Annotated in this window: 27 protein-coding genes; 14 read left to right on the forward strand and 13 right to left on the reverse strand. The window is 60.3% G+C overall.

The window, feature by feature from the left end:
* Positions 1-109: 109 nt before the first annotated feature.
* The 4 genes from ACPYOP_RS16450 to ACPYOP_RS16465 all read right to left on the reverse strand — a co-directional run bounded on the left by ACPYOP_RS16450 (position 110) and on the right by ACPYOP_RS16465 (position 2,095).
* A complete protein-coding gene (locus ACPYOP_RS16450; RefSeq protein WP_481411431.1) occupies positions 110-799 on the reverse strand; it encodes a DsbA family protein in 690 nt (229 codons plus the stop codon).
* A 160-nt stretch (positions 800-959) separates the two neighbouring features.
* Entirely contained in the window at positions 960-1,265 is a 306-nt protein-coding gene (locus ACPYOP_RS16455) for a type II toxin-antitoxin system RelE/ParE family toxin (RefSeq protein WP_481411432.1), read from the reverse strand.
* Positions 1,255-1,575, reverse strand: coding sequence for a type II toxin-antitoxin system ParD family antitoxin (locus tag ACPYOP_RS16460; protein ID WP_481411528.1), 321 nt, complete (start codon positions 1,573-1,575; stop codon positions 1,255-1,257). The genes ACPYOP_RS16455 and ACPYOP_RS16460 overlap by 11 nt, the downstream gene beginning before the upstream one ends.
* Positions 1,576-1,594: 19 nt before the next feature.
* The gene (locus ACPYOP_RS16465; protein ID WP_481411433.1) at positions 1,595-2,095 is read right to left on the reverse strand and encodes a DUF721 domain-containing protein; all 501 of its coding nucleotides are present in this window, start codon (positions 2,093-2,095) and stop codon (positions 1,595-1,597) included.
* Positions 2,096-2,190: 95 nt separating this feature from the next.
* Here ACPYOP_RS16465 and mutY point away from each other — a divergent pair, with 95 nt between their 5' ends.
* The 3 genes from mutY to ACPYOP_RS16480 are packed head-to-tail and all read left to right on the forward strand — an operon-like array spanning position 2,191 to position 4,285.
* Positions 2,191-3,279 carry an A/G-specific adenine glycosylase gene (gene mutY, locus ACPYOP_RS16470; RefSeq protein ID WP_481411529.1) on the forward strand — a complete coding sequence of 363 codons (1,089 nt, stop codon included), beginning with the start codon at positions 2,191-2,193 and terminating at the stop codon, positions 3,277-3,279.
* 21 nt (positions 3,280-3,300) lie between these two features.
* The gene (locus ACPYOP_RS16475) at positions 3,301-3,915 is read left to right on the forward strand and encodes an HAD family hydrolase (RefSeq protein ID WP_481411434.1); all 615 of its coding nucleotides are present in this window, start codon (positions 3,301-3,303) and stop codon (positions 3,913-3,915) included.
* 4 nt (positions 3,916-3,919) lie between these two features.
* Positions 3,920-4,285 (forward strand): nuclear transport factor 2 family protein, encoded by a 366-nt coding sequence (locus ACPYOP_RS16480; protein WP_481411435.1) that lies wholly within the window; start codon positions 3,920-3,922, stop codon positions 4,283-4,285.
* A 131-nt stretch (positions 4,286-4,416) separates the two neighbouring features.
* Here the strand turns inward: ACPYOP_RS16480 and ACPYOP_RS16485 are convergent, their stop codons facing one another.
* The 3 genes from ACPYOP_RS16485 to ACPYOP_RS16495 all read right to left on the reverse strand — a co-directional run bounded on the left by ACPYOP_RS16485 (position 4,417) and on the right by ACPYOP_RS16495 (position 6,381).
* Positions 4,417-5,547, reverse strand: coding sequence for a DNA methyltransferase (locus ACPYOP_RS16485; RefSeq protein ID WP_481411436.1), 1,131 nt, complete (start codon positions 5,545-5,547; stop codon positions 4,417-4,419).
* A gap of 160 nt (positions 5,548-5,707) precedes the next feature.
* A complete protein-coding gene (locus tag ACPYOP_RS16490) occupies positions 5,708-6,055 on the reverse strand; it encodes an antibiotic biosynthesis monooxygenase family protein (protein ID WP_481411437.1) in 348 nt (115 codons plus the stop codon).
* Positions 6,052-6,381 (reverse strand): NIPSNAP family protein, encoded by a 330-nt coding sequence (locus ACPYOP_RS16495; protein ID WP_481411438.1) that lies wholly within the window; start codon positions 6,379-6,381, stop codon positions 6,052-6,054. Before ACPYOP_RS16495 ends, ACPYOP_RS16490 begins: the two co-directional genes overlap by 4 nt.
* Before the next feature lie 72 nt (positions 6,382-6,453).
* Here ACPYOP_RS16495 and ACPYOP_RS16500 point away from each other — a divergent pair, with 72 nt between their 5' ends.
* Positions 6,454-7,158 (forward strand): ArsR/SmtB family transcription factor, encoded by a 705-nt coding sequence (locus tag ACPYOP_RS16500; RefSeq protein ID WP_481411439.1) that lies wholly within the window; start codon positions 6,454-6,456, stop codon positions 7,156-7,158.
* Positions 7,159-7,306: 148 nt separating this feature from the next.
* Here the strand turns inward: ACPYOP_RS16500 and ACPYOP_RS16505 are convergent, their stop codons facing one another.
* Positions 7,307-7,975, reverse strand: coding sequence for a GntR family transcriptional regulator (locus ACPYOP_RS16505; RefSeq protein ID WP_481411440.1), 669 nt, complete (start codon positions 7,973-7,975; stop codon positions 7,307-7,309).
* A gap of 233 nt (positions 7,976-8,208) precedes the next feature.
* On the opposite strand from ACPYOP_RS16505, the gene ACPYOP_RS16510 reads away from it, so the two are divergent.
* Complete coding sequence (locus ACPYOP_RS16510) at positions 8,209-8,901, forward strand: HAD family hydrolase (RefSeq protein WP_481411441.1); 693 nt, start codon at positions 8,209-8,211, stop codon at positions 8,899-8,901.
* 131 nt (positions 8,902-9,032) lie between these two features.
* Here ACPYOP_RS16510 and ACPYOP_RS16515 read toward each other — a convergent pair whose 3' ends face one another.
* A complete protein-coding gene (locus tag ACPYOP_RS16515; RefSeq protein ID WP_481411442.1) occupies positions 9,033-9,653 on the reverse strand; it encodes a hypothetical protein in 621 nt (206 codons plus the stop codon).
* A 314-nt stretch (positions 9,654-9,967) separates the two neighbouring features.
* On the opposite strand from ACPYOP_RS16515, the gene thrC reads away from it, so the two are divergent.
* Genes thrC through ACPYOP_RS16535 form a run of 4 tightly spaced genes read left to right on the forward strand, consistent with a single transcriptional unit; the run spans position 9,968 to position 16,258 of the window.
* Positions 9,968-11,365 carry a threonine synthase gene (gene thrC / locus ACPYOP_RS16520; RefSeq protein WP_481411443.1) on the forward strand — a complete coding sequence of 466 codons (1,398 nt, stop codon included), beginning with the start codon at positions 9,968-9,970 and terminating at the stop codon, positions 11,363-11,365.
* A 20-nt stretch (positions 11,366-11,385) separates the two neighbouring features.
* A complete protein-coding gene (locus ACPYOP_RS16525; RefSeq protein ID WP_481411444.1) occupies positions 11,386-12,684 on the forward strand; it encodes a M16 family metallopeptidase in 1,299 nt (432 codons plus the stop codon).
* A gap of 50 nt (positions 12,685-12,734) precedes the next feature.
* A complete protein-coding gene (locus ACPYOP_RS16530) occupies positions 12,735-13,349 on the forward strand; it encodes a GNAT family N-acetyltransferase (protein WP_481411530.1) in 615 nt (204 codons plus the stop codon).
* Entirely contained in the window at positions 13,346-16,258 is a 2,913-nt protein-coding gene (locus tag ACPYOP_RS16535) for an EAL domain-containing protein (RefSeq protein ID WP_481411445.1), read from the forward strand. Before ACPYOP_RS16530 ends, ACPYOP_RS16535 begins: the two co-directional genes overlap by 4 nt.
* A 126-nt stretch (positions 16,259-16,384) precedes the next feature.
* Here ACPYOP_RS16535 and ACPYOP_RS16540 read toward each other — a convergent pair whose 3' ends face one another.
* From ACPYOP_RS16540 to ACPYOP_RS16550, 3 genes are all read right to left on the reverse strand, one after another.
* The gene (locus tag ACPYOP_RS16540) at positions 16,385-17,440 is read right to left on the reverse strand and encodes a zinc-binding metallopeptidase family protein (RefSeq protein ID WP_481411446.1); all 1,056 of its coding nucleotides are present in this window, start codon (positions 17,438-17,440) and stop codon (positions 16,385-16,387) included.
* Between the two features lie 138 nt (positions 17,441-17,578).
* Positions 17,579-17,770, reverse strand: a complete 192-nt coding sequence (locus ACPYOP_RS16545) for a CsbD family protein (RefSeq protein ID WP_481411447.1) — start codon at positions 17,768-17,770, stop codon at positions 17,579-17,581.
* Between the two features lie 94 nt (positions 17,771-17,864).
* The gene (locus ACPYOP_RS16550; protein ID WP_481411448.1) at positions 17,865-18,470 is read right to left on the reverse strand and encodes a YqgE/AlgH family protein; all 606 of its coding nucleotides are present in this window, start codon (positions 18,468-18,470) and stop codon (positions 17,865-17,867) included.
* A 140-nt stretch (positions 18,471-18,610) separates the two neighbouring features.
* Here ACPYOP_RS16550 and ACPYOP_RS16555 point away from each other — a divergent pair, with 140 nt between their 5' ends.
* Together ACPYOP_RS16555 and ACPYOP_RS16560 are read left to right on the forward strand one after the other, a co-directional pair.
* Positions 18,611-19,438: a protein-disulfide reductase DsbD domain-containing protein gene (locus ACPYOP_RS16555; RefSeq protein WP_481411449.1), complete on the forward strand. Its 828-nt coding sequence runs from the start codon at positions 18,611-18,613 to the stop codon at positions 19,436-19,438.
* Positions 19,439-19,522: 84 nt separating this feature from the next.
* A complete protein-coding gene (locus ACPYOP_RS16560) occupies positions 19,523-20,008 on the forward strand; it encodes a redoxin family protein (protein WP_481411450.1) in 486 nt (161 codons plus the stop codon).
* A 239-nt stretch (positions 20,009-20,247) separates the two neighbouring features.
* On the opposite strand, the gene ACPYOP_RS16565 is transcribed toward ACPYOP_RS16560, so the two are convergent.
* Entirely contained in the window at positions 20,248-20,628 is a 381-nt protein-coding gene (locus ACPYOP_RS16565) for a type II toxin-antitoxin system ParD family antitoxin (RefSeq protein ID WP_481411451.1), read from the reverse strand.
* Between the two features lie 43 nt (positions 20,629-20,671).
* On the opposite strand from ACPYOP_RS16565, the gene ACPYOP_RS16570 reads away from it, so the two are divergent.
* From ACPYOP_RS16570 to ACPYOP_RS16580, 3 genes are read left to right on the forward strand one after another with little or no spacing between them, the layout of a single operon-like run.
* A complete protein-coding gene (locus ACPYOP_RS16570) occupies positions 20,672-20,800 on the forward strand; it encodes a hypothetical protein (protein WP_481411452.1) in 129 nt (42 codons plus the stop codon).
* Positions 20,797-21,579, forward strand: coding sequence for a metal ABC transporter ATP-binding protein (locus ACPYOP_RS16575; protein ID WP_481411453.1), 783 nt, complete (start codon positions 20,797-20,799; stop codon positions 21,577-21,579). Before ACPYOP_RS16570 ends, ACPYOP_RS16575 begins: the two co-directional genes overlap by 4 nt.
* On the forward strand, positions 21,576-22,448 hold the full coding sequence (locus ACPYOP_RS16580; RefSeq protein ID WP_481411454.1) for a metal ABC transporter permease: 873 nt from the start codon (positions 21,576-21,578) through the stop codon (positions 22,446-22,448). Before ACPYOP_RS16575 ends, ACPYOP_RS16580 begins: the two co-directional genes overlap by 4 nt.
* Positions 22,449-22,456 lie beyond the last annotated feature (8 nt).

The raw sequence follows: 22,456 nt of genomic DNA on the forward strand, positions 1-22,456 counted from the left end.
GAAATCACCCCCGCCCGCGCGTTCCGCGCGACCTCCCCCCTCAAGGGGGAGGTAATAGAAAGCAGGCGCACGACCTCGGCCGCCCGCCTGTGATGACACAAGTCGCGGATCAGAGCAGGCTGTCGATAAGCTTCGACATGGCACCAACAGACATGTCCCCTGCATAGCGCTTGCCATTGACCAGGAAGGTCGGCGTCGCATTGACGCCGAAATCCTTGGCTGCGCGTTCCCGTACAGAGTTGACATCATCCAGAAGCTTCTGGTTCGTCAAGCATTTCGTGAAGCTATCCTCAGTAAAACCAGCGAGTTTCGACATCTGCAGCAATGCGGCGCGGCCGTCGACGTCAGGCGAAGCCCAAGCGATCTGCTGCTTGAACAGCATTTCGACCATCGGCATGTACTGTTCCTGTGGGGCACAACGGGCCAGCATGAAGGCGGCGGCTGCACGCGGATCGAACGGGAATTCGCGGATGATGAAGCGGACCTTGCCGGTATCGACATATTTCTGCTTAATCGTGTCGAAGGTCGTGACAGCGAAATGCGCGCAGTGCGGGCAGGTCAGCGACATGTATTCGACGATCTTGACAGGGGCGTCTTCCTTGCCGAATGCGATTTCCGGCAGCGGGCCGGGCTTCAGCACTTCGTTCATGTCGACATTGCCGTCCGACGGCGGCACTTCGTCTTCGGCGGTCGCGGCGGATGCGGTGTCGGCAAAGGCAGAGAACGCCACGGAAAGGGCTGCAAAGGCAGAGCCGCCCAGCAGATGGCGTTTGGTCAAGAACATGTCGGACATCGGCATAGAGTCACCCGTCGTTGAAAGAGGTCTTCGAATGTTCATGCGATATAACGGCAGCTTGCCGCTAACAAGGCACGGTTGACCAACTTTCTTCAAAGAATTGTGACCTGGGAAAGACGGAGAGGTTAAATTTTCGTCGGAATTGATAGGAATGCATGCGAGTTCAATGCTCGTCGATCAAGGTCGATGGAATATTCTGGCCAGCATAAAAGAGACGTAGAATAATGACTTGCTCGTTCTTGATATGGTAAGCGGCGGTAACCCGCCGCTCAAACACCAATATCCGAACACCCGGCCCTAAATTCTCACGTTGAGGACCTCGATCGGCCATCGTCTCAAGTGTTTTGCACTGCTGTTGGAGCCGTTGGATAAACGACAATGCGCGGCTCGGGCTATCTTTCGCAATGAATTCATAAATGCCTAGAAGATCGTCTTCGGCAAGAGCGCTGAAAACAATCCTATAATTCACGACCAGCTGCTTTCATTCGCTCGGCATGTATTCTTTTAATTCTATCGAAAACCTCGTCGGCATCTCTGCCGGGTCGCGGGTCATCAAGCGCTTCCTGGATCTTTGCGCGCATGATTTGATTTATGACTTCTTCTTCGCGGTCCAATGCCCTCAAAGCAGCACGCAGGACTTCGCTAGCAGAATCGTATGCTCCTGATTCCAGTCTCGCATCGACACCGCGCTGCTGATTACCCAGTGTAACCGTTATCGGCCGACTGCTTCGCATATCCAGTTCCCTTACAAATACTCCGCCCGAGTATGACAGTGTCATTAGCAAAGGCAAGTCTGGATTACGTCCTACCCCGCTTCCACGCTATCGCCGTGCCCAAACGTTGAACGGCAGCCCTGATCTTCTCATCCTCGATGCCATCTATCATGTCAGCCAACTTCCGCGCCGCCTCGCCCTTCAATGCCGGCGGCGTGCGGGAACGTTTGGACGCAGCCGAAACCGGTTTCTGCACGATGCGGATCTGATTGACGGCATAGAAGCCGAAGAAGCTGTTAATGCGCTGGATAAGCTCGCCCTGTGCATGGATCAAAAAGAGCGCGCGGGCGCCCTCGCAGGCAATCGTCAACACGCCCGGCTGATAGCGGTCATCCATGCCGGGGCCTGTTCGCTTGGCCCAGGCGATCTTTTCCGGCCGTGTGCAGTCGGCAAAGTCCTCGCCGGCAATCTCATCCCAGCAGCCGAGCAGCGTCGTGTTGATGCCGGCGCGCTTTGCCAGCACCGGATCGACGATGCCGTTGGTCAGCTCGGAAATCTGCCGTACGCCTTTTCGGGGATAACTCATCTCATCCAAGTCTCTACGTATGCTTTATACGTCCGGGACCTTGATCGTCCGGCGCAGCTTGGCCAAGTATAGAGCACTTCCCCTCGACGCGGCAAATCATGACCACCACTTTAGAATCCCCCACGGCCGCATCCCTGCTTGCCTGGTACGATCGACACCACCGCGACCTGCCCTGGCGCGTCTCACCGCCCATGGCCGCCCGCGGGGTCAAGCCCGATCCCTATCGCATCTGGCTGTCGGAAGTGATGCTGCAGCAGACGACCGTGCCGGCGGTCAAATCCTATTTCGCCAAATTCCTGGAGCGCTGGCCGACGGTCGATGATCTCGCCGCCGCCGCGAACGACGACGTCATGGCCGCCTGGGCCGGGCTCGGCTATTACGCCCGCGCCCGCAACCTGAAGAAATGCGCCGAGGCCGTTTCAGCCGATCATGGCGGGCGCTTTCCCGATACCGAGGATGGCTTGCGTGCCCTCCCCGGCATCGGCGACTACACGGCTGCCGCCGTTGCCGCGATCGCATTCAACCGCCAGGCAGCCGTGATGGACGGCAATGTGGAGCGCGTCATTTCCCGCCTTTATGCGATTTCGGCGCCCCTGCCCGGCGCCAAGCCGCTGATGAAGCAGAAAGTCGCCTTGCTGACACCAGCCGACCGGCCGGGCGATTTCGCCCAGGCGATGATGGATCTCGGCGCGACGATCTGCACACCGAAACGCCCGGTCTGTTCGCTCTGTCCCTTCAATGGAGCCTGTCAGGCGCTGGCCTGGCATGATCCCGAGCGTTTTCCGGTCAAGGCCGCCAAGAAGGAAAAGCCGGTGCGCCAGGGGGCTGCCTTCGTTGCCGTTAACGACGAGGGCGAGATCTTTCTGCGCCGTCGCATCGAAAGCGGTCTGCTTGGGGGAATGACCGAAGTGCCGACGACGGGGTGGACGGCGCGCATCGACGGCGAGACCGGTATCGAGGCAGCCCCCTTCCCGGCCGACTGGCAGCCGGCGGGCACGGTGACGCATGTCTTTACGCATTTCGAACTGCGGCTGTCGATCTGGCGCGCCAAGTCGGCCTCGCAGAATGACAACCATGACGGATGGTGGGCGCCGGTTACAAATCTTGAAGACCAGGCACTGCCGACAGTCATGAAAAAAGCGATCGCGCAGGCTATTCCCAATGCGTTCGCAAAAAGCGTTTAGACCAAATTCAGGAATTCATTTATGACGACAGAAATACGGCATATCGTTTTCGATATCGGCAAGGTTCTCATCCACTATGATCCAAACCTTCCCTACAGCCGGATTATTCCGGACTCTGCCGAGCGCGAGTGGTTCTTCGCCAATGTCTGCACTCATGAATGGAACCTTGAGCAGGATCGCGGCCGCACCTGGAGCGATGCCGAGGCATTGCTGATCGCCGATCATCCCGAACGGGAAGAAGAAATCCGCAGCTTCCGCAAATATTGGCACGAGATGGTTCCGCATGCCTATGACGGCAGCGTCGCGATTCTGGAACAGCTGATCGCCGAGGGACGCGACGTCACCATGCTGACCAACTTCGCTTCCGATACGTTTCGCGAGGCACAGCTGCGCTACCCGTTCCTCAATAAGCCGCGCGGCGTCACGGTTTCCGGCGATATCGGGTTGATCAAGCCGGATGTCGCGATTTACGATACCCACGCCAAGAGCTTCGACCTCGATCCGGCCTCGACGATCTTCATCGATGATTCCTATCCGAACGTCGAAGGCGCACGGGCCGCCGGCTGGCATGCAATTCACTTCACAGGCGCCGAGAAGCTGCGCAGCGATCTCGCCGTCCATGGCATAAAGGTTTGAGCCGATGACCTTCGATCCCGCACAACGCATCGATCTGTTCCATGACGCAATCAATCGCCTGGACTATGAGGCGATAGAGAGCTTCTTCGCAGAGGATGCCACCTATGTCTCCAACGGCGTCGGCAGCCTTGCTGGCCGCGCGGCGATCATGGAAGCCTTCCGCGGCTATTTCGACACTTATCCGGACCAGACGGCATCGAACTCGCTGGTGGAAACACTGACGCCGCTTTCCGGCCGTGCCGTCTGGTCGGTTCGCGCCACCAACAGCAAGACGGGCAAGCCGCTGATCCGCGAAGGCGAGGAAACGATTACGTTCAACGAAGACGGCCGCGTCGTGCGCGTCGACGTCACGGACTATCAGGAATTCTGACATCTGAAACGAAAGACGCTCAGGGCCTTGCCGGATATATCGTCCGGCAAGGCCCTGAGCGTTTCACCTTCTTCCCTAACTGGAGGTACACGACGGAAGAAGGCGGGTGTGCTTCCGGGAAATGACTGAGACTACTCAACCTTCGCCAGATCGCTGCGGATAATGGCTCTGAGTTCGTCGATCGGGCGCAGGGAACTGCCGTCGTCGAAGTGCCAGAACATCCATCCGTTGCATGCATCAAGCCCCTGGACTTTCGCGCCGAGGCGATGAATGGAGCCGGCCTCGCCACCCGAGGCGACCGTACCGTCGGCACGCACGATGGCGCTATAGCGGCGCTTCGCATCCGTCAGCACCTGGCCCGGCTTGATCATGCCACTCTCGATGAGCACGTTGAAGGCAACGCGCACTTCGGCCTTCTTGCCGGTCATGACGGTCAGCTCCGCCTTGCCGAGCGGCTCGACGGCTGCGATGCGAGCGCTTGCCGCATCGATATAATCCTGCTCGCGCTCGATGCCGACGAAATGACGGCCGAGACGCTTGGCAACAGCGCCCGTCGTGCCCGATCCGAAGAAGGGATCGAGGATGATGTCGCCGGGCTTGGACGAGGCCATGATGACGCGGGCCAGCAGCGCTTCCGGCTTCTGCGTCGGATGCACCTTCTTGCCGTCGTCGCCCTTTAGCCGCTCATTGCCATTGCAGATCGGGAACAGCCAATCGGAGCGCATCTGCACGTCGTCATTGGCGGCTTTCATGGCATCGTAATTGAAGGTATAGCCCTTGGCCTTGGCGTTCGGGCTCGCCCAGATCATCGTCTCATGGGCGTTCTGGAAGCGGCGGCCCTTGAAATTCGGCATTGGGTTGGTCTTGCGCCAGACGATGTCGTTGAGGATCCAGAAGTTCAGATCCTGCATGGTCGCGCCGACGCGGAAGATGTTGTGATAGGAGCCGATGACCCAGATCGTGCCCGTCGGCTTCAGCACGCGGCGGCAGGCAAGCAGCCAGGCGCGGGTGAAGGCATCATAGGCTTCGAAGGAGGCGAACTGGTCCCACTCGTCATCGACGGCATCGACCAGCGACTGGTCCGGACGATGCAGTGTGCCGCCAAGCTGGAGGTTGTACGGCGGGTCGGCGAAGATGACGTCGACGGATTGATTGGGCAGTGCTTCAAGAGCGGCCACGCAATCGCCCTTGATGATCGTGTCGATCCAGGACCCCGGAACTGCGGAGGTCCTGAGGTCGGCAAGCGGGAAAACTGACGCCATGTGATACTCGCTCTGTTACACTTACTCGGTGTTCTTAACTGAGTGTTATGGTTACCTAACTTGGTTACCAAAGGCTAAAGCGGCGGCATATTTTCGAATTTCCCGGCGAAGACGCCGGGAATGCAGGGCTAACCGAATAGCGAGATGACGTGGAGCTGCTTTAGATGTCGTGCACCGCGTGGCTGTCTTCGGGCGCTTCGGCCCGTTCCGTCATGCCGTAATCGCGAAGCACCTGCGCGACGCGCAAACGATAATCGGCAAATACCGTCTTACGGCCCGCTTTCTGCGCGGCGCGGTGGGCCTCGCGGTTTCGCCATTCACGAACGGCGGCCTCGTCGCGCCAGAACGAAAGCGACAGGATCTTGCCCGGCTGTGTCAGGCTTTCGAAGCGTTCGATGGAGACGAAGCCGTCGATGGTTTCGAGTTCCGAACGCAGCCGTCCGGCAATGTCGAGATAGTGCTGACGCTCATCGGGATGCGGAACGACTTCGAAAATAACTGCGATCATGGCGATATCCTCGGAGCATGTGGCAAGGATACATTTTTCAGGAAAATGCGATCCTCCTGCAAGATGAAACGTTCGCGGCGGGAGAAATCGTGATTAGCCTGTGCCAGCGGATCGACGGCGAGACTTTTACGATAGGCCTCATAGGCAGCCAGGCTTTCGATGTTGTAGATGCCGTAGGCCGTCGTCAGCGAGCCCTCGTGCGGTGCGAAGTAGCCGATCAGATCCGCGCCGTTGCGCGGGATGACCTGGCCCCAGGCCTTGCCATATTCCGCGAAAGCTTCCTGCTTGAACGGATCGATCTGATAGCGGATGAGACAGGTGATCATTGGCTTTCTCCTTTGCTGATGGGAGTGTTTTCTCACATTGCGGAACGGAGATGCTTCGGTTACGATCGAAGTATGAAAGAAGGTCCAGACATAGCGCAGATTGGCTCGCTGATCGGCGATCCGGCACGAGCGAACATGCTGACGGCGCTGATGGGCGGCCGCGCATTGACGGCAACCGAACTTGCGGGCGCGGCCGGCGTGACGCTGCAGACCGCGAGCGCCCATCTTGCCAAGCTCGAAGCGGGCGGTCTGCTCACGCAACGCAAGCAGGGTCGCCATCGCTACTTCGCTCTTGCCGACGATCGCGTCGGCAAGCTGCTTGAGGGCATCATGGGTTTTGCCGCAAGCCGCGGGCACCTTCGCCATCGTCCCGGCCCGAAGGAACCGGCGCTGCGTAAGGCACGCATCTGCTACGACCATCTTGCCGGCGATTACGGCGTGCGCATGCTCGACAGCCTGGTGGAGGCCGGATCGATTTCGGTCATGGGTGAGGGTTTGAACCTGACGACGCAGGGCGAGAAGCATTTGGGATCGATCGGCATCGATGTCTCCGGGTTGCGCTCGAGCCGCCGCCCGCTTTGCCGATCCTGCCTGGACTGGAGCGAGCGGCGGGCGCATCTGGCCGGCAGCCTCGGCAAGGCACTGCTTTCGAACTTCTTAGACAAGGGTTGGGCGCGGCGAACTGAGAACAGCCGCTCGATCTTCTTCACGCCCGAAGGAGAGCGCCGCTTTCTGGCATTCTTTCCGCTCGAGTTGGGTGACGCCCCTACTGCATAATTCCTTAAATCGGAATCGATTTAAGGATAAAATTATGCAGCAGATTTAAAGTACTACAGCGACCTTTGCGCGTCATATATGACGCACGGCGCTGTAGGCTAAAAACCCACGAGCCCAGCGCGAAATCGCCCATGATTTATAGAGGCAGTTAGCCGACGATTGCGAAGGCTTCGCGCGTCGATCCGGAAGGTGTGCGCACCGGCGCACGGCCGATCCATTGCACATGCTTCTGCAGGATCCCGGCCGCCTCGTCCGCCCGCCCCTGGCGCAGCGCCGCTAATATGGCGCGGTGGTCGTGATCGGTGCGCTTCTCCCAGCCGGATTGCCAGGCGGAAAAGAGGAAGCGGGCGCTGGCGGCGTGCAGGTCATCGATCGACGCGAGCAGCCGCACCATGCCGCAGGGGGCCAGTATCAGGCGGTGGAAGCGGCGATTTGCCTCCTCCCAGGCATCGACGTCGCCGGCGGCATCGCCATCACGCGCCGCCTGCTCGGCTTCGTCGAGAATGGCAGGTGTCAGGTGCGGTGCCGCATGCTTGAGCGCAAGGCCCTCGAGCGCCGCCCGCATTTCCGCGACCTCGCGGACTTCCTTGAGATCGAAGGAGGCAACGCGAACGCCACGGCGCGGCAGGCTGATCGCCAACCCCTGCGCCTCCAGCCGCCGGAACGCTTCGCGCACGGGCACATGGCTGGTGCCGAATTCCTCGGCGATGTGATCCTGCCGCAGGCGGGCATCGGGCGCGATCTCTCCACGGATGATGCGGTCGGCAAGCACCCGGCTGATGCGGCTGGCAATGGTGTCGTCGCGCTCCTTGGCCATGGCCGATCCTTAAAGGCGGGCCTGCCGGATGTCGAGCGGCAAGCAAAAGCCATTACCTCTTTTGCACATTTCGACCCTTTCGCTAACTGCAGCGCAGCCATGTCCGCCAATTGGTTGAGCTTTGGCCGCATATCGTGTAAAGCCCCACCGTCATTTTCCAGAGCATGCTCCGAACCATCGACGGCCTTCCGTGAAGCATGCGAATCCAGCCCATATCAAAGGCAGTACCTCTCATGAGCAACGGCTTCGACCTCATCATCTTCGACTGCGACGGCGTTCTGGTCGATTCGGAAATCATCGCGGCGCAGGTGGAATCGAAGCTGCTGACCGATGCCGGCTATCCGATCAGCACCGAGGAAATGGGCGAGCGTTTCGCCGGCATGACCTGGCGCAACATCCTGTTTGAAGTCGAGCGCGAGGCGAGCATCCCGCTCTCCGCGTCGCTGCTCGACAAATCGGAAAAGCTGCTCGACCTGAAGCTTGCTAATGAGGTTCAGGCTATTCCCGGCGTTCCGCTTGCGCTATCGCGACTGCCGATGCCACGCTGCATCTGTTCGAATTCCAGTTCCGAACGCCTTGAGATGATGCTGACCAAGGTCGGCTACATCAAATTCTTTGCGCCGCATATCTATTCCGCCAAGGATCTCGGCGCCGACCGCGTGAAACCGAAGCCCGACATCTTCCTGCATGGCGCCCAGCAGATGAATGTCAGCCCGGCCAATACGATTGTCGTCGAGGATTCGGTTCATGGCGTCCAGGCGGCACGCGCCGCCGGCATGCGCGTCATCGGCTTCACCGGCGCGTCGCATACCTATCCTTCGCATGCTGACCGGCTGACCGATGCCGGCGCCGAGACCGTCGTCAGCCGCATGGCCGATTTGCCCGGCGTGGTGATGGCGCTGGCTGAGTGGGACGGCGTTTTGTGAGGCAATAGGCAATAGGCAATAGGCAATAGGCAATAGGCAATAGGCAATAGATGTTGCTGCTAGCGTGCCGGCGGTAGCAAGGACAAGGTGATCCTTTACTACTGCCTACTGCCTACTGCCTGATCCCAACCTTAGCGGCGCTTCTTACGGGCCGGCTTCTCGCCCTTTACAGGCTTCTGCGGGCCTTGGTCGAAGCCGAGCTGGACGATCGTGAAGCCGCCGGAACCGCCGGCAACCTGGATATCGTTATCGGTGAAGAGGAACTGTGCCGTGGTCTCGCCCGGCGGAATTTCCGCCGTGTACATGATGGTCTTGCTGTAAAGGGCGTTATCATTGTCCATGACGGCAACGTGGATGGGCAAGGTGACCTTGCCGGAGCTGCCCATCGGGCCCGCGACCAGGCGCCCCTGCGCGACGACATGAATGCCGAGGCTGGTGCCGTCGCTGGTGCACTGGCGTGTCGCCTGCGCGAGTGAGGCCTGATAGGCTAGCTGGTTCGGATCGTCCTTGGCGCCCTTGGCGTAAACGCGATAGACCGAGTCTTCGTCGCGAATGACGGCCTGAGGGCATTTGCCGGCGACGTAGGTCTGACCGCCGGTCGGAGCCGCAGTCGCGGCCCCTGCTTGCGGCGCAACCGTTACATCCGTTGCCGGCTGTTTTTCACTATTGCCGCCGATACCGAGAGTGCTGCAACCCGTCAGCAATGCCAGAAGCGAAGCGGAGAAAAGACGACGCGAAACCTTGCCAAACACTATTAATCCACCCTCTCCATATATTTCACATTATCGGCCTGCAGCCTGTCAAACGGGCCTTTTATGACACTTGGCGATGGTCTATACCAGCGACGCAGCAAAAAATCGATTGGGTAGACACCGTTTTGGCTCACTTTTCGAGATCGACACATTGCCATAAACAGCGGCCGGATGGCGCCGATCCCACGCGCCTTGCGCAAACGCGAAAACCACGCGGCTGATCCGACGCAAAAAGACGGGCCGCCATCGTTTCGCTCCGCTACCCTCTCAATCGATCACTCAGGCAATTTTGCGACCAAAGGAATTCTAAGACCGTGGATTACATTTCAACGCGGGGAGAAGCCCCTGCCCTTGGCTTCTGCGACGCCCTTCTGGCCGGCCTTGCTCGCGACGGCGGGCTCTACGTCCCCCGTGAATGGCCTGTCCTGACAAAGAAGGAAATCCGCGCCTTTCGCGGCAAGAGCTATCAGGAGGTCGCTTTCACGGTCCTCTCGCCTTTCACAAACGGCGAGATCCCGGCGGATGTTTTCCGCGGCATGATCGACGATGCCTACGCCACCTTCCGGCACCCCGCGGTGGCACCGCTCGTCCAGACCGGGCCGAACAGTTTCGTCATGGAGCTCTTCCACGGCACGACGCTCGCCTTCAAGGATGTCGCCATGCAGCTGCTGGCGCGGTTGATGGACTATGCGCTGGAAAAACGCGGACAACGGGCCACCATCGTCGGCGCCACGTCGGGCGATACCGGCGGTGCTGCCATCGACGCCTTTGCCGGCCGCGAGCGCACTGACATCTTCATTCTCTTCCCGCATGGGAAGGTCTCGCCGGTACAACAGCGGCAGATGACCACCTCGACGGCGGCAAATGTTCACGCGCTGGCGGTCAAGGGCAATTTCGACGATTGCCAGAACCTCGTCAAAGCCATGTTCAACGATGCCGCCTTCCGCGACAAGGTCAAGCTTTCCGGCGTCAACTCCATCAACTGGGCGCGAATCATGGCGCAGGTGGTCTATTATTTCACCACCGCAGTCGCCCTTGGCGGCCCGGACCGTAAGATTTCCTTTACCGTGCCCACGGGCAATTTCGGCGATATTTTCGCGGGCTACGTCGCCAAGCGCATGGGCTTGCCGATCGAGCGCTTGGTCATAGCCACAAACGAGAACGATATCCTGGCGCGCATGCTGAAAACCGGCCGCTACGAGATGCGTTCCGTCAAGGCCACCACCTCGCCGTCGATGGATATCCAGATCTCCTCCAACTTCGAACGGCTGCTGTTCGAGGCCAACGGCCGCGATGCTTCCAAGGTGCGCGCCGCCATGGAAAGCCTGAAGCAGTCGAACGGCTTTTCGATCAGCGAAGAGGCCCTGAAGTTCGTCAAGAAGGACTTTCGCGCCGGCCGCGCCAGCGAGAAGCAGGTGGCCGAAACCATCCGGAAAACCCTTGCGGATACGGGCTATCTGCTCGATCCGCATACGGCGATCGGCGCTTTCGTTGCCGAAAAGAACGAGCGTCCCAGCAGCCCAATGGTGACGCTTGCCACCGCGCATCCCGCAAAATTCCCCGCGGCAGTAAAATCCGCATCCGGTATTGACCCGGCGCTTCCGACGTGGCTTGCTGGTCTGATGACCAGGGAGGAGCGTTTCGACATTCTCGATCCGGAACTCAAAGCCGTTGAAAACTTTATCGGCAAGCACGCCCGGACCGGCGAATAGCAGACGCGGAAAGACAAGCGATGACAGTGGAGTGCACCCGGCTTGCGTCCGGGCTGACAGTAGCGACCCAATCGATGCCACACCTCGAAAGCGTGGCACTCGGCGTTTGGATCAAATCGGGTTCGCGTAACGAGACGGAAGCAGAACACGGTATCGCGCATCTGCTCGAGCATATGGCGTTCAAGGGCACGGGGCGGCGCACCGCCCGCGAGATCGCCGAGGAAATCGAGAATGTCGGCGGCGAAGTCAACGCTGCCACCTCGACCGAAACCACGTCCTATTATGCCCGCGTCTTGAGGGATCACGTGCCGCTCGCCGTCGATATCCTTGCCGATATCCTGACGGAATCCGCCTTCGACGAGGAAGAGCTGGCGCGTGAAAAGCAGGTCATCCTGCAGGAAATCAATGCCGCGAACGACACGCCCGACGATGTCGTCTTCGACAAATTTTCCGAGGTCGCCTATCGCGGCCAGACGCTCGGGCGCGCCATTCTCGGCACGCCGGAAACCGTCGTCTCCTTCTCGCCGGAACAGATCCGCCATTATCTCGGCCGCAACTACACGACCGACCGCATGTTTGTAGTGGCGGCCGGCGCGGTCGATCATGAAAGCTTCGTGCGTCAGGTCGAGGAGCGCTTCTCCAGCCTGCCGACGAAACCGTCCGCTCCGCCCGTTATCGAACCGGCCCGCTATATCGGCGGCAACATCCGGGAAACGCGCGACCTGATGGATGCGCAGATCCTGCTCGGCTTCGAGGGGCGCGCCTATCACACCCGCGATTTTTATTGTTCGCAGATCCTCGCCAACATCCTCGGCGGCGGCATGTCCTCACGCCTGTTCCAGGAAGTGCGTGAGTTCCGCGGCCTCTGTTATTCGGTCTATGCCTTCCACTGGGGCTTCTCCGACACCGGCATCTTCGGCATCCACGCCGCGACCGGCGGCGAGAACCTGCCGGAATTGCTGCCCGTCATCGTCGACGAGTTGCGCAAGTCTTCCCATGATATCCAGCAGCAGGAAATCGAGCGCGCCCGCGCCCAGATCCGCGCGCAGCTGCTGATGGGCCAGGAAAGCCCGGCCGCCCGTGCCGGCCAGATCGCCCGGCAGATGATGCTTTACGGCCGCCCCATCCCGAACCAGGAGATGCTGGAACGCCTGGAGGGCATTACCATCGACCGTTTGACGGACCTTGCCGGCCGGCTGTTCTTCGATACAGTACCGACGCTTTCGGCGATCGGGCCGCTGGAGCAGCTCGCACCGATGGAAGACATCGTCACGTCGCTGTCGTCGCCGGCCCCCGCCTCCAAAAGCGCAAGCGGCTAAGGGCACGCCGCGAGCCTATGGGTTCAATTCTCGGGGGAGTGCTTGGCGGCATGCAAAAATCTGTCTTTCGGTTTCTCTCACGTCATCCGGACGCGGTTGAACTCGAAAACGACACATATTTGCTACGCCTGCCGCGCTACTCCGATTTCAACCAATGGCACAGGCTCCGGGCGGAGAGCCGCCGCTTCCTGGAACCCTGGGAGCCGACCTGGCGGCATGACGAGCTGACGGAGGGCGCCTATCGGGCACGCGTCATTCGCGGCAAGCAGGAATACACTTCCGGCCAGGCCATACCGCTGTTCATCTTCCTCAGAGGAAACATGACGCTGGTTGGCGGGATTACGATCGGCTATATTCGACGCGGTGCCGCGCAAAGCTGCATGATCGGATATTGGATGGGCGAGCGCTATTCCGGCCAGGGCCATATGTTCGCCGCACTTCAATTGGTTATACCCTATATCTTTTCCGGACTTGAGTTGCACCGAATTGAAGCAGCCTGTATTCCGGACAATGAGCGTAGCATGCGGCTTTTGCAAAAAGCCGGTTTCCAGCGGGAAGGTCATTTGCGCGGTTATCTTAAAATCAACGGTCAGTGGCGCGACCATGTGATGTTTTCAAGGTTGGCATCCGATACCAACCCGAACCGAAGCCTCGACCAGCGATGATCGCCAGATTCACGCAGACGGGGACGATGGCCCGGCGGCTAGGCGCTGTTATCGCAACGCTTGCGGCCACCATGATGCTGTTGATCGCCGGAATGGCGCATGCGGCGGAACCCGTGAAGATTTCGCGCGACGATACCGCTCTCGACCTGACGGCAACGACGGAGATCTACAGAAATCAAGGTGAAGCCTTTCAGGTTTCGACGGCGGCCGGAGCCGACGGCATTCGCCGCCGCATCGAGGTCCGCTCCTCCTCGCCGAACCACCAGGGCGACTGGGCGGTCTTCGCGCTTGCCAATGTCTCCGAAGAGCAGCTGGAGCGCGTCATCGTCGCCCCGCATTTCCGCCTGGTGAATTCGAAGGTCTTCTGGCCCGATCTCGGCTCGCAGCGCATCGTCGCGATCACGCCGAGCGAAGGTTTCGCGCTCGATCGTCAACCAAGCGACGAGGCCGATGTCTTCCGCATCACGCTGAACCCCGGCGCCGTCGTCACCTTCGTTGCCGAGCTTTCGTCGCCAAACCTGCCGCAGCTCTACCTCTGGGAACCGAACGCCTACAAGGATACGGTCAACGCCTTCACGCTATATCGCGGCATCGTGCTCGGCATCGCCGGCCTGCTGGCCGTCTTCCTGACTATCCTTTTCGTGGTCAAGGGCACGTCGATGCTGCCGGCAACGGCGGCTCTCGCCTGGGCGGTGCTCGGCTATATCTGCGTGGATTTCGGCTTCCTCGGCAAGCTCATCACCATAACTTCCGGCGACCAGCGAATATGGCGCGCCTGTGCGGAGGTGGCGCTCGCATCGAGCCTGGTGATCTTCCTGTTCACCTATCTCAATCTCAATCGCTGGCATGCCCATCTCGGCTACGTGACGCTCGCCTGGGTTCTCGGCCTTGCCCTGCTCTTCGGCGTGGCGATCTACGATCCATCGATCGCGGCCGGCATTGCGCGGCTGTCGCTGGCGCTGACGGCGACGGCGGGCCTGCTGCTCATCATCTATCTCGGCTTCAGCCGCTATGACCGCGCCATCCTGCTCGTGCCCGCCTGGGCACTGATCCTCGTCTGGCTGTTCGGAGCCTGGATGACGGTCATGGGCAAGCTCGACAACGACATCATCCAGCCCGCACTCGGCGGCGGCCTCGTGCTCATCGTCCTGCTGATCGGCTTTACCGTCATGCAGCACGCCTTTGCCGGCGGCGCCTTCCAGCAGGGCCTGTTTTCGGATCTGGAGCGGCAATCCCTAGCACTGACCGGCTCCGGCGACACCGTCTGGGATTGGGACGTGGCCCGCGACCGCGTCGTGACGACGCCTGATATCTCGATGAAGCTCGGCCTTTCGCCCGGCACCATGCATGGCGCCGCGCGTAACTGGCTGCCGCGGCTGCATCCCGACGATCGCGACCGCTTCCGCGCGACGCTCGATGTACTGCTGGAACACCGGCGCGGCCGGCTGAACCACGAGTTCCGCATTCGTGCGGAGGATGGGCATTTCCACTGGCTGTCCATCCGTGCCCGGCCGGTGCTGGGGTCGAATGGCGAGATCATCCGCTGCGTCGGCACGATCGTCGACATTACCGAGCAGAAGAATTCGGTCGAGCGGCTGCTGCATGACGCCGTGCACGATAACCTCACAGGATTGCCGAACCGGCAGGTCTTCCTCGACCGCCTGCAGGCTGTTTTGACGCTGGCGTCGGATGGCAATCAGCTCAGGCCGACCGTGATGGTCATCGACATCGACCGCTACAAGCTCGTCAACGATACGCTCGGTTTCGCGGCGGGCGACAATATTCTCATCGCGCTGACCCGGCGCCTTCGCCGCCTGATGAAGCCGCAGGATACACTCGCGCGCCTTTCCGGCGACCAGTTCGGCCTCATCCTCATTTCCGAACGCGATCCGGCCAAGGTCGCAGATTTTGCCGATGCGATCAGCAAGGCGATCATGGTGCCGATCAATTTCGCCAATCGCGAAATCATCCTGACGGCATCGGTCGGGCTGACATCGTGGGTCGACCAGCAGGAAAATGCGGCCGGCATGCTGAGCGACGCGGAACTCGCCATGTACCGCGCCAAGCGTGCTGGCGGCAATCGCGTCGAGCCGTTCCAGCCGGCCTTCCGTAGCTTCGGCACCGACCGGCTGCAGCTTGAAACCGATCTGCGCCGCGCCGTCGAGCGTAAGGAGCTTTCGCTCGTCTATCAGCCGATCGTCCGCCTGGAAGATGCCGAAGTCGCAGGCTTCGAGGCGCTGATGCGCTGGGAGCATCCCAAGCGCGGCAATATTCCGCCAACGGAATTCATTCCGATCGCGGAGGCTTCCGACATTATCGGCCCGCTCGGCATGTTCGCGCTCGAACAGGCGACCAATGACCTGAAGGCCTGGCAGCGACAGACCGGCGACCTGCCGCTGTTCGTCTCCATCAATCTTTCCAGCGTGCAGCTGCTCAACAACGAGCTTTACGACGATATCCGTGCCCTGCTCGCCAAGACCCATTGCGATCCGAGCCGCATCAAGCTGGAGCTGACGGAATCGCAGGTGATGGAAAATCCGGAACAGGCGCGGCTCGTGCTCAACAAACTGCGCGACGCCGGCATCGGCCTGGCGCTCGACGATTTCGGCACCGGCTATTCGTCGCTCGCCTACCTCACCCGCTTCCCGTTCGACACGATCAAGCTCGACAAGGCCATGGTCCGCGACGACAGCGACAAGAAGGCCGTTCTGCTGCGCTCGGTCATCTCCATGGCGCGCGAACTCAATATGCGCGTGGTCGCCGAAGGCATCGAATCTGAAGAAGACGCGCTGGAGCTTGCCAAGATCGGCTGCAGCTACGGACAGAGCTTCATCTTCGGCCCGCCGATGGGATCGGATTCGGTGATACGTCTGTTGAAGGAACGCTTTCCGCTGACGAAGCGCGCCTAACAACAAGGTCCACCCCCCTTTGAGGGGGGGAGGTCGCGCGGAACGCGCGGGTGGGGGTGACCCCGCTCGGAAATCACCCCACCCCGGAGCGTTGCTCCGACCCTCCCCTCAAGGGGAGGGTAATGATCACGGCCCGTCGATCAGCTGCCTTATGTAGTCGAGCTTCGCAACCACCGGCGGCGAGAGGATGAAGGGATAGGAATCCGGCTGTCCCATGCTGCGCTGGATGGAATTGATCGCCACGCTCAACGGGATCCAGGCATTGACCAGTTGTTCGGCGCTTTCGGCCTTATAGGGATCGAAATCCACTTCGGCGGCCATGTCGTGATAGCGATAGGGGTCTATCGCCAGGCCGAAGGAACGCGCCGTTTCCAGCGTATCGACGATATGCAGATAATGCGCGAAGCATTCGGCAAAATCCTCCCACGGATGGGCGCTGGCATAGGCGCTAATGAAGCTCTCCTGCCAGTTCGCAGGCGGACCGTTGTCGTAATGGGCCTGAAGCGCCATGCCGTAGTCGGCGCGCTCATCGCCGAAGACCGCGCGGAAGCCGTCAAATTGTCCGCGGTCGCGGACAAGCTTGTTCCAGATGAAATGGCCGGTCTCGTGGCGGAAGTGACCGAGCAAGGTGCGATAGGGCTCGTTCATGGAGGTGCGCGTCTGTTCGCGCGTCGCGTCATCCGCTTCGGCGGCACGAATGGCGATCAGCCCTTCCTCGTGGCCGGTCATGGCCGGAACGATGGTGCCACCCTGCACTTCATCCTCGAGGAAATCGAACACCAGACCGCCAGCCGGATCCTGCTGCCGATCGGGATGCGGCAAATTCCAGCGCAGCAGGGAATAGAACAGATGCCTCTGAGCCTGACCGATACGCCGCCAGCGGTCTATACCCTGCTGCGTATCGGTATTCGGTACCAGTCGATTATGACGGCAGGCGACGCAATAGGGCTGCGGATCGTCAGCATCGACGAGCCAGTTGCAGATGTCGAGTTCGGCATTGGCACAGAAGCGTACAGGCCGTTCGGGCTCGGAAACCGCATGCCATGTCGCATCGTCATCGGCCTCGAGTGCATAAATCGCCAGGCGGTCGGGAAGGAAGCCGAGCTGATGGCCGCAGCGGACGCATTGTCTATTATCGAAATGGACGGGCTGGCCACAATGGTCGCAGGTGAAAAGCCGCATGTTCCCCTCGGAAAAGACGTATAGGCGAGAATAAAGAGCCTGCCACGTTTCCGTAACAGGCTCCTCCTCCCAACATCGCTGCTGCAACGTCAATTCGGACGGAGCAGCGACCATGGATTGGTAAATACAAACAGCCGGTCACATCCGGTCGACTGCGCCTTTGACCTTGTCCTTGGCCTTGCCAACGGCGGTCTGCATCTTGCCCTTGGCTTCCTGCGCAGCGCCCTTGGCGCGCATGCTCTTGTTGCCGGTCGCCTTGCCGGTCGCCTGCTTGGCCTTGCCGGCGATTTCGTTCACCTTGCCGGACATCTTGTCGGTCGTGCTGCTCATGTCTGACGCCTCCCTGGCTTGCACGGCGGTATTGCCGTTGCACTGCCTGGAAAACGTCACATTCGCTATTTCGTTCCGAAACAGCGCAAATCGCTCAGCTATGGCCGGCGTGCGGCGACAACATTGCGGGGTTGATGCCCATGAGCGCCAAGGCGCGGTCATACTTGTTGTCGAGGCTGCGATCGAAGATCAGTTCTTCGTTCGCCGGGCAATTCAGCCAGCCGTTATTGCCGATCTCCGCCTCGAGCTGACCGGCGCCCCAGCCGGCATAGCCGAGCAGCATCGTCGCGCGCTTCGGACCGCTCCCCTTGGAAATGGCCCGAACGATATCGAGCGTCGCCGTCAGGCTGATATCGTCACTGACCGGAATGCTGCTGTCGCTGATGTAATCGTCGGAATGCAGGACGAAGCCGCGCCCGCTTTCAACCGGACCGCCGGTCTGGATGGGAAAATCTCGCGCGCCTTGCGGAAGCACGATGGCATCGTCGTCCTTGATCATTTCGAGATGCAAGAGGACGTCGGTGAATGTCAGTTTCTGGCCCCGATTGATGACGAAACCCATGGCACCTGCATCGGAATGGGCACAGATATAAACCACCGTCCGGTGGAAGTTCCGATCCTCCATACCCGGCATGGCGATCAGGAACTGACCGTCGAGAAAACCTCTTTCCCGTCTATTCTTCAGCGTCGATAGGGACATCGTGCCTCCTGACCGCAGTCTGCAACTGCACCGCCTATAATCAAGATGGGGCAATGTCATAAATCAATCAACTGAAAATGATCATTTCCCTCTTCCGTCATGCTGGCTCCCGACGGCCCGATCCGTTAAATCCTTGTTTCATGATTGGAATAAGCACTCTCGCACGCCTCTCGGCATTGTTCGCTGCCACTCTATTCACCGCCGCAACGGCTCATGCCGCCACGAGCGAATGGGTGGGCAATCAGGGCGGACGCATGCGCCTGGTGGCGCTTGCGTCCGATGCTGAAGGGCATATCCGCGCCGCCCTGCAGATCGAGCCGGAACCCGGCTGGATCACCTATTGGCGCGAGCCGGGCCAGGGCGGAATTCCGCCCCAGGTGACGCCGGCACCCGATAGCGGCGTGACGCTGGAAAAGGCCGGCTATCCCGTGCCGAAGCAGATCACGGTCGGCAATATCAGGGAGATCGGCTATGATGCGCCGGTGACCTTGCCGCTCGATTTTCGCGTTGCCGGCAAGACACCCACAGAACTCAAGCTGACCGCTTTCGTAGGCCTCTGCAAAGAAATCTGCATCCCCTTCCAGGCTGAGTATGCATTGCCGCTGCCGGCAGGCGAGCAGCCGACCCCGCATGAACTGGCCGTGCTGGACGCGGCGAAAGCGCTGCTGCCGGAAGCCCCTTCATCCGATTTCGCCATCCAAAGCCACAAAGTCTCCGCCGATGCGAAGAAGCTTTCGCTGCAGCTAACCTTGCCGGAGGCAACCGGCGATGCGCCGACGATCTACGTGACGGGACCGTCGGGCTATGTGTTCTTCCAGCAAATGAACGCAAAGCGGGATGGAAACAGCTTCTCGACCGATATCGAGATCGGCAAGCTGCCGAAGAATTACGATCCGAAGGGCAAGCGCTGGGGCATTCTGGTCGTCGACGGCGATCGGGCTATGGAAACCACACTTGCGTTCGAATAGGCCGGATCTATAGTTCGCGAAACCGTCTTCATGCCATCGGCGGCCGTTCGAGCGCCCCGAATTCACGACCAGAGGAGAGAACCCATGTCTATCGCCATCGGCGACACGCTGCCTGCCGCCACCTTCAAGGAAAAGACCGCCGACGGCCCGGTCGAGATCAGCACCGAGCAATTGTTTGCCGGCAAGCGTGTCGTGCTTTTTGCCGTTCCCGGCGCCTTCACGCCCACCTGTTCGCTCAATCACCTGCCGGGCTTTCTCGAGAATCGCGACACCATTCTCGCCAAGGGTATCGACGACATCGCGGTCGTCTCCATCAACGACTGGCATGTCATGGGCGCCTGGGCGCAATCATCAGGCGGCCTCGGCAAGATCCATTTCCTCGCCGACTGGGACGGCTCCTTCACCAGGGCGCTCGGCCTCGACGTCGACCTCTCCGCCGGCGGCCTCGGCATCCGCTCGAAGCGTTATTCGATGCTGGTGGAAGACGGCGTGGTCAAGACGCTTAACATTGAGGAAAGCCCTGGCCAGGCGACAGTCTCGGGCGCTGCGGCGATGATCGAGCAACTCTGATATTATTCAGATGGAAGATGCAGAGCGCCTCAGAGGCGCTCTCGCTTTATTCTTCTTCGATGAAATGAGTATCGAAATCGCGGTGTCCCTCGAGCACATTCAAAACCTCGAAGACACCATCGGCGTAGTTGCTCCGTAAATTTCAAAGCGACTTTTTGGCTGCCACTTTGGCGCGCTATATATACGAGAATATCAAGAATATTGGTTTGAGCATCGGCTGTATAACGAAGCCGAGCCACTTAATAACCTTCCTTTGCCAATTCAGCAGCCTTAGCTTCCAAAGCGGCACCCAACTCCTCGTCGGATATATCGCCTCCACGAGCGATCGATGCCTCCAGAGTATGCCGCAAGGCCGCAATTTTCGCCTCACGTTCCTCCACGAGCCGGAGACCTTCCCGCACCACTTCACTGGCGGAGCTGTAACGTCCCTCTTCCACCGTTTTCTCCACGAATTTTTCCCAGCGCTCGCCGATAGAAACATTCATAAGCATCGCTCCCTTAAAGTCAGACCGCTGAATAACAAATAATGCGCTATTTATAGCATTATTGACGCGGAACGCCAATTGCCGATGCTCAACTACCATCGATCCGCTCTCCGCCTCTTTTTTGCCGTATTTCATCGGCTACTACACGTAATGTTATTACATTATTGAAAGCCCCGAAATGCCTTCTGACCGTGATCCTTTCGCACCGTCCCTTATGGGGCGCTCCGCCTTGACGCGCCTTGCCTATGTGGCGATCGGCATTGCGGTGCTCTGGGCGGCCATCGGCTGGGCGGTGGCGCTGGCATGAACGATCTGATCCGGCTCAACAATCTCACCGTCACCTATGAGCGTCACCCGGCCGTGCACCACATCTCGGGCGGATTTGCCGCCGGCAGCCTGACGGCGATTGCCGGGCCGAACGGGGCCGGCAAGTCGACGCTTCTGAAAGCAATCGTCGGCGAACTGCGGCCGGCGGAGGGCTCGATCGACCGCGGCGCGCTGACGCGCAATGATTTCGGCTATCTGCCGCAGGCAGCAGAGATGGTCAGACGCTTTCCAATTTCGGTTGCCGATACCGTCATGCTCGGTGCCTGGAGGAATGCCGGCGCCTTCGGCCAGTTCTCCCGAAATGATGCCGAACGGGCGCGCGAAGCGCTCGGCATCGTCGGGCTTTCAGGCTTCGAAAACAGGTATATCGGCTCACTTTCGGCCGGGCAGTTTCAGCGCGTGCTCTTTGCGCGGCTGCTGCTGCAGGATGCCCGGGTCATATTGCTGGACGAGCCGTTCACCGCGATCGACCAGCGCACGACACGCGATCTTCTCGACCTCGTGCTGCGATGGAACAGGGAGGGACGTACGGTCATTGCCGTGCTGCACGATTTCGAGCAGGTGCGAGCCTATTTCCCCGAAACGCTGCTGATCGCCCGCGAATTGGTCGGGTGGGGCAAGACGCAGGAGATCATGAGCGCAACCAACCTCATCAAGGCGCGCGCCATGGCCGAACGCTGGGATGAAGAAGCCGAGGCATGCCTGCCGGAAGAAGAGCACGACGAAGGCGGCCTGGCAAAGAGGGAGCCGGCCGAATGACCGCCTATGATATATTCCTCGCACCCTTCGCGGATTATGGCTTCATGCGGCGCGCGCTCATTGCCTGCGTCTGCCTCGGCCTCGGCTCCGGGCCGATCGGCGTTTTCCTGATGCTCAGGCGCATGAGCCTGATGGGTGATGCCATGAGCCATGCCGTCCTGCCCGGGGCGGCCATCGGCTATCTCATTGCCGGCTCGCTGTCGCTGACGGCCATGGGGCTTGGCGGGCTCGTGGCCGGCTTGTCCGTGGCGCTGTTGTCCGGCCTCGTCAGCCGCGCGACCGTGCTGCAGGAAGATGCGAGCTTTGCGAGCTTCTATCTGACCTCGCTGGCGCTCGGCGTTCTCATCGTATCGCTGCGCGGCTCCAACATCGATCTGCTGCATGTGCTCTTCGGCACCATTCTCGCAATTGATGCGCCTGCCCTCTACCAGATCGGCGCAATCACGACGGCGACGCTGCTGGCGCTCGCCATCATCTATCGGCCGCTCGTCATGGAATGCTTCGATCCCGGTTTCCTGCGTGCCGTCGGCGGACGCGGGCCGCTCTATCACTTCCTGTTCCTGCTGCTGGTCGTGCTCAATCTCGTCGCAAGCTTTCAGGCGCTCGGCACGCTGATGGCAGTCGGGCTGATGATGCTGCCGGCGGCCGTGGCGCAGCTCTGGTCGCGCAGCCTGCCTGCGATGATGGCGATCGCCACCGGCACGGCGATGGCTTCAGGCTATCTCGGTCTCATCGCCTCCTATCATCTCGAATTTGCCTCGGGCCCGACGATCATCATCACCGCCAGCCTGATCTACTGCTTCTCCATTCTCTTCGCACCTTCGGGCCTTGCCCGGCGGTTCTTCCCCCGTCCCCATCTCCGGGGCTAATCCGAACA

The organism is Rhizobium sp. KNZ2-6A (genome assembly GCF_056755475.1).